Origin of the sequence: Pandoraea sp. NPDC087047, assembly GCF_044745225.1 — a bacterium.
In the GTDB taxonomy this organism is placed as follows: Bacteria; Pseudomonadota; Gammaproteobacteria; order Burkholderiales; family Burkholderiaceae; genus Pandoraea.
The window spans coordinates 395,071-412,877 of sequence record NZ_JBIUZU010000005.1 but is presented as its reverse complement, the minus strand read 5'-3'; the positions used below and the strand labels follow the sequence as shown (position 1 = coordinate 412,877).

At 64.1% G+C, this 17,807-nt stretch carries 18 protein-coding genes; 11 read left to right on the top strand and 7 right to left on the bottom strand.

Going from position 1 to position 17,807, the window contains the following annotated elements; all coding sequences use genetic code 11:
- Positions 1-348 precede the first annotated feature (348 nt).
- Complete coding sequence (locus ACIPHM_RS12095; RefSeq protein WP_400328099.1) at positions 349-1,515, top strand: porin; 1,167 nt, start codon at positions 349-351, stop codon at positions 1,513-1,515.
- 163 nt (positions 1,516-1,678) lie between these two features.
- Here ACIPHM_RS12095 and ACIPHM_RS12090 read toward each other — a convergent pair whose 3' ends face one another.
- On the bottom strand, positions 1,679-3,148 hold the full coding sequence (locus ACIPHM_RS12090; RefSeq protein WP_400328098.1) for a gamma-glutamyl-gamma-aminobutyrate hydrolase family protein: 1,470 nt from the start codon (positions 3,146-3,148) through the stop codon (positions 1,679-1,681).
- Between the two features lie 452 nt (positions 3,149-3,600).
- Here ACIPHM_RS12090 and ACIPHM_RS12085 point away from each other — a divergent pair, with 452 nt between their 5' ends.
- Positions 3,601-3,882, top strand: a complete 282-nt coding sequence (locus ACIPHM_RS12085) for a YkvA family protein (protein WP_400328096.1) — start codon at positions 3,601-3,603, stop codon at positions 3,880-3,882.
- A gap of 87 nt (positions 3,883-3,969) precedes the next feature.
- On the opposite strand, the gene ACIPHM_RS12080 is transcribed toward ACIPHM_RS12085, so the two are convergent.
- The 4 genes from ACIPHM_RS12080 to ACIPHM_RS12065 all read right to left on the bottom strand — a co-directional run bounded on the left by ACIPHM_RS12080 (position 3,970) and on the right by ACIPHM_RS12065 (position 6,491).
- Positions 3,970-4,944: a quinone oxidoreductase family protein gene (locus ACIPHM_RS12080; RefSeq protein WP_400328094.1), complete on the bottom strand. Its 975-nt coding sequence runs from the start codon at positions 4,942-4,944 to the stop codon at positions 3,970-3,972.
- An 82-nt stretch (positions 4,945-5,026) separates the two neighbouring features.
- The gene (locus ACIPHM_RS12075; RefSeq protein ID WP_400328093.1) at positions 5,027-5,440 is read right to left on the bottom strand and encodes a methylglyoxal synthase; all 414 of its coding nucleotides are present in this window, start codon (positions 5,438-5,440) and stop codon (positions 5,027-5,029) included.
- A 62-nt stretch (positions 5,441-5,502) separates the two neighbouring features.
- Positions 5,503-6,282 carry an SDR family oxidoreductase gene (locus ACIPHM_RS12070; protein WP_400328091.1) on the bottom strand — a complete coding sequence of 260 codons (780 nt, stop codon included), beginning with the start codon at positions 6,280-6,282 and terminating at the stop codon, positions 5,503-5,505.
- 2 nt (positions 6,283-6,284) lie between these two features.
- A complete protein-coding gene (locus ACIPHM_RS12065) occupies positions 6,285-6,491 on the bottom strand; it encodes a hypothetical protein (RefSeq protein ID WP_400328089.1) in 207 nt (68 codons plus the stop codon).
- Between ACIPHM_RS12065 and upp the strand changes: the two genes are divergently transcribed.
- The gene (gene upp / locus ACIPHM_RS12060) at positions 6,490-7,140 is read left to right on the top strand and encodes a uracil phosphoribosyltransferase (protein WP_400328088.1); all 651 of its coding nucleotides are present in this window, start codon (positions 6,490-6,492) and stop codon (positions 7,138-7,140) included. The genes ACIPHM_RS12065 and upp overlap by 2 nt on opposite strands.
- Positions 7,141-7,197: 57 nt before the next feature.
- Here the strand turns inward: upp and ACIPHM_RS12055 are convergent, their stop codons facing one another.
- Positions 7,198-8,115: a DMT family transporter gene (locus ACIPHM_RS12055; protein ID WP_400328086.1), complete on the bottom strand. Its 918-nt coding sequence runs from the start codon at positions 8,113-8,115 to the stop codon at positions 7,198-7,200.
- Positions 8,116-8,176: 61 nt separating this feature from the next.
- On the bottom strand, positions 8,177-9,649 hold the full coding sequence (locus tag ACIPHM_RS12050; RefSeq protein WP_400328263.1) for a helicase HerA-like domain-containing protein: 1,473 nt from the start codon (positions 9,647-9,649) through the stop codon (positions 8,177-8,179).
- 448 nt (positions 9,650-10,097) lie between these two features.
- Between ACIPHM_RS12050 and ACIPHM_RS12045 the strand changes: the two genes are divergently transcribed.
- The 8 genes from ACIPHM_RS12045 (at position 10,098) to ugpB (ending at position 17,718) form a co-directional block, all read left to right on the top strand.
- Positions 10,098-10,823, top strand: coding sequence for a YebC/PmpR family DNA-binding transcriptional regulator (locus ACIPHM_RS12045; protein ID WP_400328084.1), 726 nt, complete (start codon positions 10,098-10,100; stop codon positions 10,821-10,823).
- Position 10,824: 1 nt separating this feature from the next.
- Positions 10,825-12,102 (top strand): phosphoribosylamine--glycine ligase, encoded by a 1,278-nt coding sequence (gene purD / locus ACIPHM_RS12040; protein WP_400328082.1) that lies wholly within the window; start codon positions 10,825-10,827, stop codon positions 12,100-12,102.
- A gap of 275 nt (positions 12,103-12,377) precedes the next feature.
- Positions 12,378-13,271 (top strand): mechanosensitive ion channel family protein, encoded by an 894-nt coding sequence (locus tag ACIPHM_RS12035; RefSeq protein WP_400328080.1) that lies wholly within the window; start codon positions 12,378-12,380, stop codon positions 13,269-13,271.
- Positions 13,272-13,381: 110 nt separating this feature from the next.
- Positions 13,382-14,317, top strand: a complete 936-nt coding sequence (hemF, locus tag ACIPHM_RS12030) for an oxygen-dependent coproporphyrinogen oxidase (RefSeq protein ID WP_400328078.1) — start codon at positions 13,382-13,384, stop codon at positions 14,315-14,317.
- 13 nt (positions 14,318-14,330) lie between these two features.
- Positions 14,331-15,074, top strand: coding sequence for a nicotinate-nucleotide adenylyltransferase (locus ACIPHM_RS12025; protein ID WP_400328077.1), 744 nt, complete (start codon positions 14,331-14,333; stop codon positions 15,072-15,074).
- 55 nt (positions 15,075-15,129) lie between these two features.
- Positions 15,130-15,567 (top strand): ribosome silencing factor, encoded by a 438-nt coding sequence (gene rsfS, locus ACIPHM_RS12020; RefSeq protein WP_400328076.1) that lies wholly within the window; start codon positions 15,130-15,132, stop codon positions 15,565-15,567.
- A gap of 24 nt (positions 15,568-15,591) precedes the next feature.
- The gene (gene rlmH, locus ACIPHM_RS12015) at positions 15,592-16,062 is read left to right on the top strand and encodes a 23S rRNA (pseudouridine(1915)-N(3))-methyltransferase RlmH (RefSeq protein WP_400328075.1); all 471 of its coding nucleotides are present in this window, start codon (positions 15,592-15,594) and stop codon (positions 16,060-16,062) included.
- 324 nt (positions 16,063-16,386) lie between these two features.
- Positions 16,387-17,718 carry a sn-glycerol-3-phosphate ABC transporter substrate-binding protein UgpB gene (gene ugpB / locus ACIPHM_RS12010; protein ID WP_400328074.1) on the top strand — a complete coding sequence of 444 codons (1,332 nt, stop codon included), beginning with the start codon at positions 16,387-16,389 and terminating at the stop codon, positions 17,716-17,718.
- Positions 17,719-17,807: the final 89 nt, after the last annotated feature.

Here is a 17,807-nt window from a genome sequence, read left to right as displayed (position 1 = left end):
CTGGCAATGCTTCGCGCGTGCGCTCGCGTGCCCGCCACACTGTGTCCCGAGCGCAACACACGTCGCTTGCATTGCCGTTTCTCGCCTAGTCTTAATCAAGCCAATCCCTTGTCAGGCAAAGCTTTAGGACGTGTACGAAGGATTCTTTTCATATCTGAAATAGATTCTTGCGGATTCTGAAATAGGCGGGAGTAGCAGCGACTCATACACTGCCCCCTGTCAGCAGAGCAGTGCCGATACCTGATCGGGTCCGCGAATGACAAACCGTCACCTCGACATGTTCTGTTTCGCCGCGTTCTGTTTTCACGCGAATTCTGCGATTCGTGTCACGTTACTGGAGCTTAAACCATGAAAAAAACTCTTCTTGCCGCGGCCGTAGTCGGCGCGTTCTCGATGACCGCGCACGCTCAAAGCAGCGTCACCCTGTACGGCTTGATCGACGCCGGCGTTGCTTACACGAGCAACTCCACGACCACGGCAGGTGCTTCGGGTTCGAAGAACTTCCGTGCAACGAGCGGCCTGGTCAACGGCAGCCGTTGGGGCCTGAAGGGCGCGGAAGACCTGGGTGGCGGTAACAAGGCCATCTTCGTGTTGGAAAACGGTTTCTCGATCGCCAACGGTTCGTCGCTGCAAAACAACCGCATGTTCGGTCGTCAAGCCTTCGTCGGCCTGCAAAACGACAAGTACGGCTCGGTCACGATCGGTCGTCAGTATGACTCCGTCGTCGATTACCTGGCACCGCTGACCCTGAACGGTTCGTCGTTCGGCGGCACGATCGCTTCGCACCCGTACGACAACGACAACACGAACAACTCGTTCCGTGTTAACAACTCGGTCAAGTACTCGAGCGCCAACTACAACGGCCTGACGTTCGGCGGCCTGTATGGCTTCTCGAACAAGGCTGGCGACTTCGCCAACAACCGTGCATACAGCGCCGGCGTGAACTACGCCAACGGCCCGCTGACGGTTGGTGCCGCTTACTTGGAGCGTCAAGGCAACCCGGGGGCTAACAACACCGCCGGTGCTGTCGACACGACCGCCAACAACGGCGATTCCGTGTTCAACGCTTCGAAGCAACGCGTCTGGGGTATCGGTGGTAACTACGCCTTCGGCCCGGCAACGGTCGGCCTGGTGTGGACCCACACGCAACTGCAAGGCCTGACGAGCGCCCTGTACAACAGCCAAACGACGTCGTTCAACAACGACGGCCTGCGCTTCGACAACATCGAAGTCAACGGTCGTTACATGCTGACCCCGGCTGTTTCGCTGGCGGCTGCTTACACGTACACGATGGCCAAGGAAGATTCGACGGGCCAGAAGCCGAAGTTCCACACCGTTACGCTGCAAGCTGACTACCGTCTGTCGAAGCGCACCGATGTGTACCTGACGGGTTCGTACCAGCACATCTCCGACAACGAAGGTACGGGCCTGCAAGCCGGTATCGGCGCTGCCGGCGGTATGTCGTCGACCAGCTCGCAAACCGTCGTCGGCACGGGTATCCGTCACCGCTTCTAATCCAGGCGGCGTGAGCACCGAGGGCAACATCGCGGTGCTCCTGACATGAAAATGGCAGCCTTTGGGCTGCCATTTTCTATGGTGTCGGCGCAAACCCTTTCAGACGTTTGCGCTGACGATGTGCATCACGTCAAAGGCGCATCAGAGGCGCATCAGAAGCGCATCAGAAGCGCGTCTCGCGCGCGGCGCGCAGGAAGTTATCGAGCACCGGCGTGCAATCGAGGAACTCCGGCCCGCCTGCCCGGTGAAATTCCGGGTGCCACTGCAAGCCCATCACGAACGGCGCCTTGCGATAGCGAATGGCTTCCACCACGCCATCTTCCGCACAGAACGCTTCCACGCTCAGATCACGCCCCAACGTTTTCACCGACTGGTGATGAATCGAGTTGACGATGGGCACGTCGACCGGGCCGAGCATCTGCCCGAGCGATGAACCTTCCGGGAACGTCAGCGTGTGACGGTTGTGCTCGTAGGTTTCGGTCACATGCGGAATGGCCTCGGGCAAATCCGTCGCAATGTCCTGATGCAGCGTGCCGCCGAACGCCACGTTGATCAGTTGACAACCACGGCAAACGCCGAGGATCGGCTTGCCCTGCTCGACGAACTCATGCAGCAACTCGAGTTCGTACATATCGCGCATGCGATCGCCCTGCCATTCGTGGCGTGTCGCCACTTCCGAATAGGTCAGCGGCGAAACGTCGGCGCCGCCTTGCAGGACCAACCCGTCGAGGTGCTTCGCGTAGTCGTGCAGACGGATATGGCTCGGGTGCAGCAGGCCCTGCGTGTCGACGGTGGGGATCATGAACACCAGCACGTCGCGCGACATCACCCAGTGAGCGATCGACTCTTCGAGGTATTGCAACGTCTTGCTGCGCAGCCCCTTGGAACCCGGCTCCGGGTGAAAGATACGCGCCGAAATGCCAATCTTCAGCGTGCGCTGCGTGAGGCGCTGCCCCGCACGGTCGTACCAGGCACGCAAGCGCGCGGACGTAATGCGACGCAGCACCGACCACGGCGAGTCGCCCGCGCGCAAATACGACGGCTGGCCGCCCATCGACGCCGGACTGCCCGGACGCGGTGCGCCAGCGCCGAACGCCGGCTCGTGCGGCGGTTCGTGGCCACCGCCTCCGCCGCCGCCCGGTGTGCCGGCGCCGCCAGCACTGCCAGGCCCACCGGCGCCGGCCGTCGCCCCCGATTCTCCGATGTTGCCGCCAGCGCTACCAACGCCCGCCGCTTTGACGTCGGCACCCGTCTTCGGCATGGATGCGCCGATCGGATTGCTGTCGGAGGCGATTTCCGCGGCCGTCACCGGTGCCACGGCTTTGGCCGCAGGGGCGGTGCGCTGCGCGTGCGCATCGGCTGACGCGGAGGGGTCGGACGGCGGCTTGGGACGCGTGAGCGTATCGGGATTGGGTGGCATATCCGCCGAGCCCTCGGCCGTGCCGCCGACAGGCTTGCCCGTCGGGTGCGGTGTCGCGGGTGTCGCAGGCTCCACGTAATCAGACGAACCCTGTGCAGGCGATGCCGCTGCGGATTCGGGTGCCAACGGTGTCGGCGACGTCGCGCTCTTGCCCGTATCGGATTCGGGCTTGGACGGCTGCTGCGGCGATTTCGGATCTTGAGCGTCGGTCATGGTGGCGTTTGAAATGCGTCCGAAAAGTTGGACGAAGGGGGAAAAATGGATTGACCACTTCGGCCGGGGAATTATCCCGCCGCCACCATCCTGCCGCAACCGGGCGCTCAGAAGTGCCGTCGAGCCCACTGACGTGGTGGAAAAACACGTCCGTTTCGCAGATCAAACCAGCGATCAGACCCATCGTGAAATCGGCAGGGAAACCCGCGATGAAACCGCCCGGCCTTGCGGTTGTCCAATTTCGATGTCACGCATCGAGTGCGCTTCGGGCACCTTGTTCCGGCCTCGGCATGTCATGCAATCGTTGCGTATAATCCCAAGACGTTACGCGATATTCCTTCGATATTGAGCGACGTTGATATCCATTCCCTATCGATCCAGCGTCGATGACGTGACATTCCCGCCGCGCCAGTCTGGCCTGCGGCGGCCATATCGGTACCAGGAGTCTGCAAGTGAAGCGTTTTCTTCGTCTGTGGCAAATCGCGCGCCACGATTTCCGCGTCCTCTGGCACGCGGCTCGCGATCCGCGCCGTCCGCGCTGGCTGCTGCCCGCCATGGTGCTGCTCGTGATCTATCTGCTCAGCCCCATCGATCTGATTCCCGACTTCGTGCCGGTATTCGGCTTGCTCGACGACGTGATCGTGATCGGCATGGTCATCCATTGGCTCATCAAGCGCCTGCCGGTCGACGTGCGCGAGGACGCGCGCGCCCACGTCATCACGCAGCGCGCCTGATCGCGCTGCTCGGCATCGTCAGAAACAACAAGGGACGCCGTTCACCGAGGCGTCCCTTTCGCTTTGCTTGACCCTCGTCCAGGAGGCTCAAGGCATCAGCAGCGTCGACCCCGTGGTCTTGCGGGCTTCGAGATCCCGGTGCGCCTGCGCGACATCGGCCAGCGCATAACGCTGATTGACTTCGATCTTGACGGAGCCCTTGGCGACCACATCGAACAACGCGTTCGCCGTGGCTTCCAGATCGGCGCGCTTGGCGGTGTAGTTGAAGAGCGTCGGACGCGTGAAGAACAGCGATCCGCGCGACACGAGGTCCGACGTATTGATCTGCGTGACGGGGCCGGACGCGCTGCCGAAATTCACCATCGTGCCAAGCGGACGCAGGCAATCGAGCGAGCCGATGAACGTGTCTTTGCCGATCGAATCGTAGACCACCGGCACGCCCTCGCCTCCCGTGATGTCCTTCACGCGCTCGACGAAATTTTCACGCGTGTAGACGATCGGGTGATCGCAGCCGTGCTGACGCACGAGCGCCGCCTTCTCGTCGGAACCGACCGTGCCGATCACCGTCGCGCCGAGCGCCTTGGCCCACTGGCACACGATGAGCCCCACGCCGCCGGCTGCCGCGTGAATCAGAATGGTGTCGCCCGCCTTGACCGCGTACGTGCGACGCAGCAGGTATTGCGCCGTCATGCCTTGCAGCATCATGGCGGCCGCCTGATCGTCGCTGATGGCGTCCGGCAGGCGCACGAGCGGAGCGGCCGGCATGACGCGGGCCTGCGAGTAAGCGCCGCACGGACGGCTCGCATAGGCCACTCGGTCGCCCGGCTTCACGTGTGTCACGCCTTCGCCGACCGCCTCGACAACGCCCGCCGCTTCCATGCCCAGACCGGCGGGCAGCGGCTGCGGGTACAGACCGGTGCGGAAATACACGTCGATGTAGTTCAGCCCCACCGCGTTGTGGCGCACGCGCGCCTCGCCCGGTCCCGGCTCGCCCACCTCGACGTCAACCCACTGCATCACTTCCGGGCCACCGTTCTGTTCGATACGAATTGCTTTGGTCATCCTAGCTCCTCCCCTTGACGGGTTCTGTATGGCAGATCGCCGGGCCTTGCCGACTTACCGAGTTGTCGATCCGATTTATCGATCAGGCCGACGGTTGCGCCGCCAGTTGCACGATCAACTGCTCCAGCAGCAAACGCGCCGTGGCGCTATTGGTCGCGCACGGCACGTTGTGCACGTCGCTGGCACGCACCAGCGCGTTAATATCCGGCTCGTGCGGTTGCGGCGTCATCGGGTCACGCAGGAACAGCACCATGTCGACGCGTCCCTCCGAGAGTTGCGCGCCGATCTGAAGATCGCCGCCATGCGGCCCGGAGAGCATGCGCTCGACATCGAGCCCCAGCTCGGCGGCAATACGCCCGCCGGTGGTGCCCGTCGCGACAAGCTGGCATTGGCGAAGCACGTCGACATAGTCGCGGGCAAGCGCCAGTATTTCGTCCTTTTTCCCGTCGTGCGCGATGAGCGCGATCCGGACTCTCGGTAACGTCGAAACCGTCATTGATGCGATCCTGAATGGTGATGCGTTGATGAACGCGCGTGATCCCGCGCCAGGGTGCCCGCTCAGAACGTTCCCGGATACGCGCCACCGTCGATCAGCACGTTCTGTCCGGTGATGTAACCCGCCTGCGCGCTGCACAGGAAGGCGCAGGTCGCGCCGAATTCGTCCGGCTGGCCGAAGCGGCGCGCCGGAATCGCGGCAGCTCGCCTGGTGCGCGCGTCGTCGATCGACTGGCCGGTTTTGGCCGCCGATGCCTTCATGGTCGCCGTCAGACGATCGGTGTCGAACGCGCCCGGCAGCAGGTTATTGATGGTGACGTTATGCGCGACAGTCGTGCGCGAGAGGCCGGCTACGAAGCCCGTCAGGCCCGAGCGCGCGCCGTTGGACAGCCCGAGAATGTCGATGGGCGCCTTCACGGCGGACGACGTGATGTTGACGATGCGTCCGAAGCCACGGGCGATCATGTGGTCCACCGTCGCCTTGATCAGCTCGATGGGCGTGAGCATGTTGGCGTCGAGCGCGCGAACCCAGTCGTCGCGCTGCCAGTCGCGGAAGTCGCCCGGGGGCGGCCCGCCTGCGTTGGTCACGAGGATGTCGGGCTGCGGGCAGGCGGCGAGCGCCTGGGCGCGTCCCTCGGGGGTGGTGATGTCGCAGGCCACGGCGGTGACGCTCACGCCCGTTGCCGCGCGAATGTCGTCGGCTGCGGCGTTGAGCGCCTCGGCGGTGCGCGCGACGATCACGACATTCACGCCTGCCTCGGCCAGCGCCTGTGCACACGCGCGTCCCAGTCCCTTGCTCGCGCCGCACACCAGCGCGGTGCGACCTTTGATTCCCAGATCCATGTTCAGCCTTCAAGACAAGTGATGCATTGGTCAAATGCTGCTGCGCAGCCGTCTTGCAGCGATTCTAAGGGAATCGTGCGCGCGCCGCTGTGACCGGCCAATTTCGAGCCGCCGGGATCGAAACCCGGACCGCCAGCGCCTGCATCGGCTAAAATCGCGGCCATGCGGGCCATGCCGATCCGGCGGCCCAGCCTCAAATTGCCTGCCATGAAACAAGACACCCGCTTCCCGAATCTCTTCATCTGCGATCACCCGCTGATTCAGCACAAGCTCTCGCACATGCGCGACAAGGAAACGTCGACGCGCACATTCCGCGGCCTGCTGCGCGAGATCACCCTGCTCATGGGCTACGAAATCACCCGCGATCTGCCGCTCACGACCGAGCGCATCGATACGCCGATGGTGAAAATGGACGCCCCCGTCATCGCGGGCAAGAAGCTCGCCATCGTGCCGGTGCTGCGCGCCGGTGTCGGCATGAGCGACGGCCTGCTCGATCTGGTGCCGTCGGCACGCGTCGGTCATATCGGCGTGTATCGCGACGAGCAGCATCGCCCGGTCGAATACCTCGTGCGTCTGCCGGACGTGGCCGACCGCCGCTTCATTCTGTGCGATCCGATGGTCGCGACGGGCTACTCGGCCGTGCATGCGGTGGACGTGCTGGTCAAGCGCGGCGTGTCGGAAGAGAACATTGCGTTCCTCGCGCTGGTGGCCGCGCCCGAGGGCGTGAAGGTGCTGCATGACGCGCATCCGGGCGTGAAGCTGTATGTCGCGTCGCTCGACGAGCGTCTGGACGATCACGCCTACATCATCCCGGGTCTTGGCGACGCGGGCGACCGTCTGTTCGGCACCAAGAACTGATGGACTTGATGCGCTGACGAAATGATGAGGAGCCCCGGTACCCCCGGGGCTTCTGCTTTATGGCCCCCTGCGGCGCGTGGCCATGGCCACCCCGATGGCCGCCAGCACCATCCCGCCCCACGCCAGCGGCGGCATGTGCTCGCCGACCATGAGCCATGCGGCGAGCGCCGCCGAGGGCGGCACAAGGAAGAACAGCGCCGACACGCGCGACGCCTCGCCACGCCGGATCATCGCGAGCAGCAACGAGATCGCGATGATCGAATTGCCGATCACGAGATAGACGAGCGACAGGCCCAACTGCCACGTCCAGTCGACGCGCATCGGTTCGAGCCACCACGCGAGCGGCAGCGTCGCCGCGAAACCCACGGCGTACTGCACCAGATTCGACGTCACGGGGTGTTGCCCCACGCCGAAGCGCTTTTCGTACAACGTGCCGCAGGTGATCGCACCGAGCGCCACGAACGTTAGCAGCAGCCCCAGCGCGGACGTCGCCTCGACCGCCGAGCGCGCCACGATGACGAGCGCGGCCCCCGCCAGTCCCAGGCCGAGGCCGATCCAGTTCAATCCGCTCACACGCTCGCCCACCAGATACGGCACGGCGAGTGCCACGAGAATCGGTTGCAGCGACGTAATCAATGCCACACTGCCCGCCGACACCCCCAGGCGCAGCGCCAGATACGTCATGCTGAAATACAACGCCTGAATCAGCAGACCGATGACGACGAGATGCCCCCACGCGGCGGCCGTCTTCGGCAAGGGCGGACGCATGACCAGCGCCAGCGGCGCGAGCAACACAAGCACGAGGCCGTAGCGCAACGCAAGGAAGGTCAGCGGATCGGCGTAGGTCAGACCGATCTTGGCGACGGTAAACCCGACCGACCACAGGAACAGAAAGATGAGCGGCGCGACACGCAGCCACAGCGGATCGTGCGCAACGCCGGTACGCACCGGCTCCAGCGAAGATTTCAGGGACATCGGCGAGTGAGGTTCGTTTTGTTGTGTGGCGGATTACCCGGCGCGCGCGGACGCTCTCGGCTCACCGGCGCTTGTTGCCGCCCAGAATGCTGCCCAGCACGCCGCGCACGATCTCGCGCCCCAACTGGCTGCCGACGGTGCGCATCGTGCTCTTGACCATGGCTTCGACAGCCGTGTCCTTGCTGCGCGAGCCGCCCGAGCCACCCAGCAGGCCACCCAGCGAGCCCTTCACGGCGTCGAGCAGACCACCACCGCCTGATTCGCCGGGTGCGCCGCGGGTACCGCCCGGCGCCGGCGAGCCTTCCGGCTGCCGCACCTGCGTGCGTCCAACGAGTATTTCGTAAGCCGACTCGCGATCGATGGCGTTTTCGTACACACCGGCGACCAGCGAGTTCGCCATCAATGCGGCGCGCTCCTGCGGGGTGATCGGACCAATGCGCGATGCCGGCGGCGTGATATACGCGCGCTCGGTCACGGCCGGACGCCCCTTCTCGTCGAGCAGCGAGACCAGCGCCTCGCCCACGCCCAGCTCGCCAATCGCCGTTTCGATATCGAGCGACGGATTGGCGCGCATCGTCTGCGCCGCCACCTTCACCGCCTTCTGGTCGCGCGGCGAGTAGGCCCGCAGCGCGTGCTGCACGCGATTGCCCAACTGGCCGAGCACGGTGTCGGGCACATCGACCGGGTTCTGCGTGACGAAGTACACGCCGACACCCTTCGAGCGAATCAACCGCACCATCTGTTCGATCCGTTCGAGCAACGGCTTTGGCGCTTCGTTGAAGAGCAGGTGCGCTTCGTCAAAGAAGAAGACGAGTTTGGGCTTTTCGGGGTCGCCGACTTCCGGCAGCCGCTCGAACAGTTCGGCGAGCAGCCAGAGCAGGAATGTGGCGTAGATGCGCGGCGCGGCGAGCAGTTTGTCCGCCGCGAGAATGTTGACGATGCCGCGCCCCTGCGCGTCCGTCTGCATGAAGTCTTCGATATTGAGCATCGGCTCGCCGAAGAACTTGTCGGCCCCTTGCTGCTCCAGCGTGAGCAGCCCGCGCTGGATCGCCCCCACGGACGCCGCCGAGATGTTGCCGTACTGCGAGGTGAAGGTCGACGCATTCTCTCCCACGTGCTGGAGCATGGCGCGCAGGTCTTTGCTATCGAGCAGCAGCAGGCCGTTGTCGTCCGCAATCTTGAAGACGAGGTTGAGCACGCCGCTTTGCGTCTCGTTCAGGCCGAGCAGGCGCGCGAGCAGAAGCGGCCCGAGATCGGAGACGGTCGCGCGCACCGGGTGGCCCTGCTCGCCGAAGACGTCCCAGAGCGTGGCGGGACTGCCGTGCCAGTCGGGCGTGTCGAAGCCGAGATTGGCGATGCGCTCCTTGAGTTTGGGGGTCTCCACGCCCGGTTGCGTGATCCCGGTCAGATCGCCTTTGACGTCTGCCAGGAAGACGGGCACACCGATGTCGGAGAAGGCCTGCGCGATGACCTGGAGCGTGACTGTCTTGCCGGTGCCCGTGGCCCCGGTAATCAGCCCGTGACGGTTGCCCATGGCGGGCAGCAGTCCTAAAACATGCGCTGCGTTGCGCGCGATGACGAGCTGTTCACCGGGTTCGTGAGCAGAACTTGCGATTGCGACAGGCGTGGTGGGGGGAGTCGCGGTGGGCGACGCTTGCGACGGCACGGGCTTCTTGGGCATGAAAGACCTCGGCGGGTAGACGCGGCGTGGCTCGTGACACGGCGCAGCAAACACCCGTGGCACGGTGCGGCGGCATGATAAAATTGCCTCCGATTATAGCGGCACCGGTTGCCGCTCGGACTGCACCGCCCCGAAATACCCGCGGCTCCTCACGATCCGTGCAAGGTAACAGGGCGACTGGACAATCGGCGCCCGCGACCCCGGTGGTGGCGGGCGCTCCCGTTTCAACGGTTGGCCGCGCCGCACCGCGCGGGCCGGCAGAGCATACTTCGCCGCAAAGCGCGGCACGACGGAGAAATTCATGGCGGGTCATTCCAAATGGGCCAACATCAAACACAAGAAGGCTGCGGCAGATGCCAAGCGCGGTAAAGTCTGGACACGCCTGATCAAGGAAATCACGGTGGCCGCCCGCCTCGGCGGCGGTGACACCGACAGCAACCCGCGTCTGCGTCTGGCCGTGGAAAAGGCCGAAGACGCCAACATGCCCAAGGACAACGTCAAGCGCGCCATCGATCGCGGCGTTGGCGGTCTGAACGGCGCCAGCTACGAAGAAATCCGCTACGAAGGCTATGGCATCAACGGCGCAGCCGTGATCGTCGACACCATGACGGACAACCGTGTGCGTACGGTCGCGGAAGTGCGTCACGCCTTCTCCAAATTCGGCGGCAATATGGGCACCGACGGTTCGGTCGCGTTCCTCTTCGATCATTGCGGCCAGTTCCTGTTCTCGCCGGACACCCCGGAAGACCAGCTCATGGAAGTGGCGCTCGACGCCGGTGCGAAGGACGTCATCACCAACGAAGACGGCAGCTTTGAAGTGATTTGCCCGCCCAACGACTTCCAGGCCGTGAAGAGCAAGCTCGAAGCGGCCGGCCTGAAGGCCGAAGTCGCGGAAGTCACGATGAAGCCGCAGACCGAAGTGGAATTCACCGGCGAAGACGCCGTAAAGATGCAAAAGCTGCTCGACGCGCTCGAAAACCTCGACGACGTGCAGGAAGTGTTCACCAACGCCGTCATCGGGGAATAAGATGAAGATTCTGGTTGTCGGCTCGGGCGGCCGCGAACACGCGCTCGCGTGGAAGCTCGCCCAATCACCGCGCATTCAACTGGTCTACGTGGCACCGGGTAACGGTGGCACGGCGCTCGACGAGCGTCTGCGCAACGTGCCGATCAGCGATCCGAACGTGCTCGCCGAATTCGCCTCGCGCGAAGGCATCGCGCTGACGGTCGTCGGCCCGGAAACGCCCCTCGCCGCCGGCATCGTCAATATCTTCCGCGCCCGTGGCCTGAAGATCTTCGGTCCGACGAAGGAAGCGGCGCAACTCGAATCGTCGAAGGACTTCGCCAAGGCGTTCATGAAGCGTCACGGCATTCCGACCGCCGATTACGAGACGTTCGCCGACGCCGGCGCTGCACACGCCTATATCGACGCCAAGGGTGCGCCGATCGTCGTCAAGGCCGACGGTCTGGCTGCCGGCAAGGGCGTGGTCGTGGCGATGTCGCTCGAAGAAGCGCACAACGCCGTCGACATGATGCTCGCGGACAACAAGCTCGGCGACGCCGGCGCCCGCGTGGTGATCGAAGAGTTCCTGCAAGGCGAGGAAGCGAGCTTCATCGTGATGGTCGACGGCAAGAACGTGCTGCCGCTCGCCACGTCGCAGGATCACAAGCGTTTGCTCGATAACGATCAGGGCCCGAACACGGGCGGCATGGGCGCCTACTCGCCCGCACCGATCGTCACGCCGCAGATTCACGCACGTGTGATGCGCGAAATCATCATGCCGACCGTGCGCGGCATGGAGACCGACGGCATTCGCTTCACCGGCTTCCTGTACGCCGGCCTGATGATCGACGCGGACGGCAACGTCAAGACGCTCGAATTCAACTGCCGCATGGGCGACCCCGAAACGCAGCCGATCATGGCGCGTCTGAAGGGCGACTTCTCGGTGGTCGTCGAGCACGCGATTGCCGGCACGCTCGACAAGGTCGAGCTCGACTGGGATCGCCGTTATGCGCTGGGCGTGGTGCTCGCCGCGCACGGCTATCCGGACACGCCGCGCAAGGGCGACCGTATCTCGGAAATCCCGGCAGAGACCAGCGAATGCGTGACGTTCCACGCGGGCACCCAGCTCGAGAACGACGTGCTCAAGGTCACCGGCGGACGTGTGCTGTGCGTGGTCGGCCTGTCCGATACCGTGCGCGGGGCGCAGAGCGTGGCTTACCAGACCGTCAATCAGATCAATTTCGACGGCATGCAGTATCGCCACGACATCGGTAACCGCGCGCTCGCGCGCAAGCCGGAGTAAATTCGCGGTCGTTGCCTCGCGACGGGGCGGTGCCAGACACTGCCGCCGCGATGCGCTGAACCGCTCGGCTCGGCCCGGGGGACGTCAAGTCCACCCGGGCCGTTGTCGTTTGGGCGGCGTCCCAAGCACCGCCCGCCGCGATTGACAAGCGCAGGCCAAATTGGCACGCTGGCGTCGCGTGACCATGGAGGAACGACCGCCAGTGCGCGCGTCCGGCCAGCTCCGGCGGAATGGATGCAGTTTTCCCGACAGACCCTCGCTCGACGGAGACTCACATGTTCGACCTCAACAAGCTGGTCAACAATTATCTGGTGCCGTTCGGCCTGAAGATTGTGATGGCCATCGTCATCTGGATCATCGGCGGCATCGTCATCAATCTGGTAGCACGGCTCGTACGTGCCGCGATGACCCGCCGGAACATCGATCCCACCCTCGTTCGCTACACCGAGTCGTCGCTGCGCATTGCCCTGCGTATCGCGCTCATTCTGTCCATCCTCAGTGTCTGCGGCATCGAGACGACCTCATTCGCTGCCCTGCTCGCGGCCGTCGGCATCGCCATCGGTGCGGCATGGTCCGGACTGCTGTCGAATTTCGCCTCGGGCATCTTCCTCATCGTGCTGCGTCCGTTCAAAACCGGCGACATGATCAGCGCGGGCGGTGTGACGGGCGTGGTCGACGAGATCGGCCTGTTCGTCACCACCCTCACGACGGCCGACAACCTGCGCGTGTACGTCGGCAACACGAAAGTCTTCGGCGACAACATCGTCGTGTACGACGCCAACGCCTTTCGCCGCGTGGACCTCACGGCGCAGCTCGCCCATACGGTCGACGTGCAGGACGCGATTGCGCGTCTGAAAGCTCGCATCGCGCAGATTCCGAACGTGGTGGACAAGCCGCCGGTCGACGTCGTCATTCTGGAGTTCAATCCGTCCGGGCCAGTGCTGGCGGTGCGTCCGTACTGCCACAACCGCGACTATTGGCAGGTGTACTTCGATACCAATAAGGCAATTTCCGAAGTTGGCGGCACGGCTCACTGGCCGGTTCCGGCGACGCGTCAGATCCTGATGCCCCCGCCGGGGACCCCGAGCGGTGTCTCCAGCGCGGTGCCGCCGATCCCTGGCGCGGCCGGCACGGCACCGTCGGGGCCCCTGCCAAGCGCCGGCACTTGATACAGGTCATTCGGGCAGCATCGGCAGTCGCGCGAGCCGCCCGCGTGCGCCCCCGTGCCGGTACAATCGCGGTGAATACCGCTAATTACCACGCATAGGGACGTCACAGAATGACAGCGCAAGACGCCGCACCCGCGCCGGATACGGGCGCGGTACGCACATATCTGCTCGGACTTCAGAACCGCATTGTCGAAACGCTGGAGCGCCTCGACGGCAAACGCTTCTTTGTCGACGACTGGCAACGTCCGGCCGACAGCCCTCTGCGCGGTGACGGCCGTACCCGCGTGCTCGACGATGGCGACTTCTTCGAGCGCGGCGGCGTGAACTTCTCTCATGTGATCGGCGACAAGCTGCCCGCCTCGGCCAGCGCCTCACGGCCTGAACTGGCCGGACGCGGCTTCGAAGCCCTCGGCGTCTCGCTGGTGCTGCATCCGCGCAATCCGTATTGCCCGACCGTGCACTTCAACGTGCGCATTCTGATCGCCACAGCCCCCGGCGAGCTCCCCGCCTTCTGGTTTGGCGGCGGCATGGATCTCACGCCGTACTATGCGTACGAGCAAGACTGCAAGCACTTCCATCAGACCTGCAAGGATGCCCTCGATCCGTTCGACACCACGTGGTATCCGCGCTTCAAGGCCTGGTGCGACGAGTACTTCTATCTGAAGCATCGTCAGGAGCCGCGCGGCATCGGCGGCATTTTCTTCGACGATTTCTCCGGTGGCGGCTTCGAGACGGGCTTCGCCGTCATGAAAAGCGTGGGCGACGCGTTCCTCGACGCCTATGTGCCCATCGTCGAGCGCCGTCGCGGCATGCCGTTTGGCGAGCGCGAGCGCGACTTTCAGGCACATCGCCGCGGTCGCTACGTCGAATTCAATCTGGTCTGGGACCGAGGTACCCACTTCGGCCTGCAATCGGGCGGGCGCACCGAGTCGATTCTGATGTCGATGCCGCCGATCGTGAAATGGCACTACGACTGGAAACCCACGCCGGATACGCCGGAAGCGAAGCTGTACACCGACTTCCTCGTGCGACGCGAGTGGGTGTGAGGGCCAGCCACGCATGACTGTCTCCTCTTCTGCACCGCATACCTCCGGTACGCCCGATACGCCCGGCAAGCCCGGCACCGCCATCCGCCGCATTGGCGTTCTGGGCGGCACGTTCGACCCCATTCATACCGGCCACCTCGCGCTGGGCGCCCTGTTCGCCCGCACGCTCGCGCTCGACGAACTGGTGCTGATGCCGGCCGGCCAGCAGCCGCAAAAGCAAGGCAGCACCGCCGCCGGGCACCGGCTGGCCATGACGCGTCTTGCCGCGCAGGGCCTCGCCGAGGAACTGGCCCTCACGCATCCGTCCACGCAGGTCATCGTCAGCACCCGCGAAATCGAGCGGGCAGGCCCGAGCTATACCGTCGATACGCTGCGCGACATGCGCCGTGACGCCGGCCCGCTTGCGTCGCTCTCGCTGCTCATTGGCTCCGACCAATTGGTGCGGCTCGACACCTGGCACGCGTGGCGTGAATTGTTCGATTACGCGCATATCTGCGCGGCGGCCAGACCCGGTTTCAGCCGCGACGGCGCCTCTGCGCAACTGCGTCAAGTCTTCGCAGAAAGGGAAAAGTCCGCGCTCGGGGTACAATCCACGCCATGCGGCGGCATCCTGATCGACGACTCACTGGCCGTCGACATATCCGCCACCGAGTTGCGCGCCACGATGGCGCACGCGCGAGACGCGGCCACGCCCCCGGCAAACCTGCCCGACCCCGTGTGGCAGTACATCCGCACGCAACACCTGTATCGCGCCTGACGGCCCTTAGCGGGCCTCGACTTCGCGCCCCCCTGTTTCACCAAAAAGACGCACTATGGAAATTCGTAAACTTCAGCGCCTGATCGTCGATGCCCTCGAAGACGTCAAGGCCCAGGACATCAAGGTGTTCAACACCGAACATCTCACCGCCCTGTTCGAGCGCGTGATCATCGCGAGCGGTACGTCCAACCGCCAGACCAAGGCACTCGCCGCAAGCGTGCGCGACAAGGTCAAGGCCGCCGGCGGCGACGTCATCAGCATGGAAGGCGAAGACGTGGGCGAATGGGTGCTCGTCGATACCGGCGACGCCATCGTGCACATCATGCAGCCGGCCCTGCGCCAGTATTACAACCTCGAAGAAATCTGGGGCGAAAAGCCCGTGCGTCTGAAGGCTGCCGGCACCAAGGCCGGTGCCAAGGCCAGTGCACAAGACGACGACGAAGAAGAAGCGGACGAAGCAGCCCCGGCGCCCGCTCGCCGCAAAGCCAAGTAAGACGCCGCGCACGATCCTGCCGACATGCGTCTGTTCATTCTTGCAGTCGGGCACAAAATGCCCGGCTGGATCGAAACCGCCTTCGCCGAGTACGCCAAGCGTATGCCACCCGAGCTACGCATCGAACTCAAGGAAATCAAGCCGGAGCAGCGCTCCCACTCCCGCACGGCCGAGACGGTCATGGCCGCCGAGGCGCAGCGCATTGACGCTGCCCTGCCGCGTGGCTGCCGTCTCGTATGTCTGGATGAGCGCGGGCAGGATCTCACCACCATGCGTCTGGCCCAGTCGCTCACCGTCTGGCAACAGGACGCACGCGACGTGGCCTTCGTGATCGGCGGCGCCGACGGGCTCGACCCGTCCCTCAAGGCACGCGCCGACACCCTCATCCGCCTCTCGAGCCTCACCTTGCCGCACGGCATGGTGCGCGTACTGCTCGCCGAACAGCTCTACCGCGCGTGGAGCATCAATGCCAATCACCCCTATCACCGCGTGTGATCGCGTACATAAGCGCAAGTGACGGTATGACGACGCGTTTCTCTGTATGACAAAAAAATAAGTCAGCCATAAGTCACTACACTTTGTGCGGCGCAACGCAACGTTGTGCCGTGCTGAAAACGCACCGGAATGCCTTGCCTGACGGGCGGCTGGAAGGGGCGTCAACCCCCGATAGAGGCCGCTGTGCAACACGCGTTGTGCGCTGCGAGTGGAAAAAACACAACGACGTGTTAGTCTACGCGGCGCTACACAGTTCGCACCGCGAACAAGAAGGGTTCTGCTCACAAAAGACCCTTGACTTCTCGTGAACCCCCGGAGATTGGCATGAAGCAACCTTCCCTGCGCAAATTCGCCCTGGCCGGCGTTGGCGCTGCATTGGCGCTCGGCATGAGCACGTCGGCCCTGGCCGCGACGGAGATCCAATTCTGGCATTCGATGGAATCTGCCCTTGGCGAACGCGTCAACCAGATCGCCGCCGATTTCAACGCATCGCAAAGCGACTACAAGATTGTCCCGATCTACAAGGGCAACTACGAGCAGGGTCTGGCAGCCGGGATTGCCGCTTTCCGCGCAGGTAACGCCCCGGCCATCCTCCAGGTGTACGAAGTCGGCACCGCCACGATGATTCAGGCCAAGAAGGCCGTGAAGCCCGTGTGGCAAGTCATGAAGGACGCCGGCGAGCCGTTCGACGAGAAGGCTTTCGTGCCGGCGATCGCTGGCTACTACGCCGACAGCAAGACCAACCACCTTATGTCGATGCCGTTCAACAGCTCGACCCCGGTGCTGTACTACAACAAGGACGCCTTCAAGAAGGCGGGCCTCGACCCCAACACCCCGCCCAAGACCTGGGCCGACGTGAAGGCCGACGCCGCGAAGCTCAAGGCTTCGGGGCTGTCGTGCGGCTTCACGATGGGCTGGCAGAGCTGGACGCAGCTCGAGAACTACAGCGCCTGGCACGGCCTGCCGTTCGCCACGAAGAACAACGGCTTTGACGGCCTCGACGCCAAGCTGGAGTTCAACGGCCCCCAACAAACCAAGCACATCCAGTTCCTGGCCGACATGGCCAAGGACGGCACGTTCACGTATGTGGGCCGCAAGGATGAAGTGACCTCGAAGTTCTACAGCGGCGATTGCGGTATCGCCATGACGACCTCGGGTGCACTGGCCAACATCGCCAAGTACGCCAAGTTCAGCTATGGCGTGGGCATGATGCCGTACGATGCCGACGTGAAGGGCGCGCCGCAGAACGCCATCATCGGTGGCGCCAGCCTGTGGGTGCTCGCCGGCAAGTCGTCGGCCGAGTACAAGGGCGTGGCCAAGTTCCTGAACTACCTCGCCTCGCCAGCCGTGGCCGCGAAGTGGCATCAGGACACCGGCTACCTGCCGGTGACCAAGGCCGCCTACGAACTGACCGAGAAGCAAGGCTTCTACGCGAAGAACCCGGGTTCCGACGTGGCCATCAAGCAGATGCTCAACAAGGCACCGCTGCCGTACACCCGTGGTCTGCGTCTGGGCAATATGCCGCAGATCCGTACGGTGATCGACGAGGAACTCGAAGGCGTGTGGAACGGCAAGCAAACGCCTAAAGCCGCACTCGACAAGGCGGTGTCGCGTGGCGACGAACTGCTGCGCCGCTTCGAGAAGCAGGGCAGCTAAGCGGCCCCCAACGCACGATACCCGACAAAATGCGGGTGCTTTTCCTGCATTTGCGATGAGAATCGTGACGTTACAATGACACCACCCCG

Excerpts from the sequence above, each read along its gene's own strand:
- ACIPHM_RS12045 (WP_400328084.1), top strand. The coding sequence starts at position 10,098 with ATGGCGGGTCATTCCAAATGGGCCAACATCAAACACAAGAAGGCTGCG.
- ACIPHM_RS12075 (WP_400328093.1), bottom strand. The coding sequence starts at position 5,440 with ATGACGGTTTCGACGTTACCGAGAGTCCGGATCGCGCTCATCGCGCAC.
- rlmH (WP_400328075.1), top strand. The coding sequence starts at position 15,592 with ATGCGTCTGTTCATTCTTGCAGTCGGGCACAAAATGCCCGGCTGGATC.
- ACIPHM_RS12035 (WP_400328080.1), top strand. The coding sequence starts at position 12,378 with ATGTTCGACCTCAACAAGCTGGTCAACAATTATCTGGTGCCGTTCGGC.
- purD (WP_400328082.1), top strand. The coding sequence starts at position 10,825 with ATGAAGATTCTGGTTGTCGGCTCGGGCGGCCGCGAACACGCGCTCGCG.
- ACIPHM_RS12080 (WP_400328094.1), bottom strand. The coding sequence starts at position 4,944 with ATGACCAAAGCAATTCGTATCGAACAGAACGGTGGCCCGGAAGTGATG.
- ACIPHM_RS12070 (WP_400328091.1), bottom strand. The coding sequence starts at position 6,282 with ATGGATCTGGGAATCAAAGGTCGCACCGCGCTGGTGTGCGGCGCGAGC.
- ugpB (WP_400328074.1), top strand. The coding sequence starts at position 16,387 with ATGAAGCAACCTTCCCTGCGCAAATTCGCCCTGGCCGGCGTTGGCGCT.
- rsfS (WP_400328076.1), top strand. The coding sequence starts at position 15,130 with ATGGAAATTCGTAAACTTCAGCGCCTGATCGTCGATGCCCTCGAAGAC.
- ACIPHM_RS12050 (WP_400328263.1), bottom strand. The coding sequence starts at position 9,649 with ATGGGCAACCGTCACGGGCTGATTACCGGGGCCACGGGCACCGGCAAG.
- hemF (WP_400328078.1), top strand. The coding sequence starts at position 13,382 with ATGACAGCGCAAGACGCCGCACCCGCGCCGGATACGGGCGCGGTACGC.
- ACIPHM_RS12055 (WP_400328086.1), bottom strand. The coding sequence starts at position 8,115 with ATGTCCCTGAAATCTTCGCTGGAGCCGGTGCGTACCGGCGTTGCGCAC.
- upp (WP_400328088.1), top strand. The coding sequence starts at position 6,490 with ATGAAACAAGACACCCGCTTCCCGAATCTCTTCATCTGCGATCACCCG.
- ACIPHM_RS12090 (WP_400328098.1), bottom strand. The coding sequence starts at position 3,148 with ATGACCGACGCTCAAGATCCGAAATCGCCGCAGCAGCCGTCCAAGCCC.
- ACIPHM_RS12065 (WP_400328089.1), bottom strand. The coding sequence starts at position 6,491 with ATGGCAGGCAATTTGAGGCTGGGCCGCCGGATCGGCATGGCCCGCATG.
- ACIPHM_RS12025 (WP_400328077.1), top strand. The coding sequence starts at position 14,331 with ATGACTGTCTCCTCTTCTGCACCGCATACCTCCGGTACGCCCGATACG.
- ACIPHM_RS12095 (WP_400328099.1), top strand. The coding sequence starts at position 349 with ATGAAAAAAACTCTTCTTGCCGCGGCCGTAGTCGGCGCGTTCTCGATG.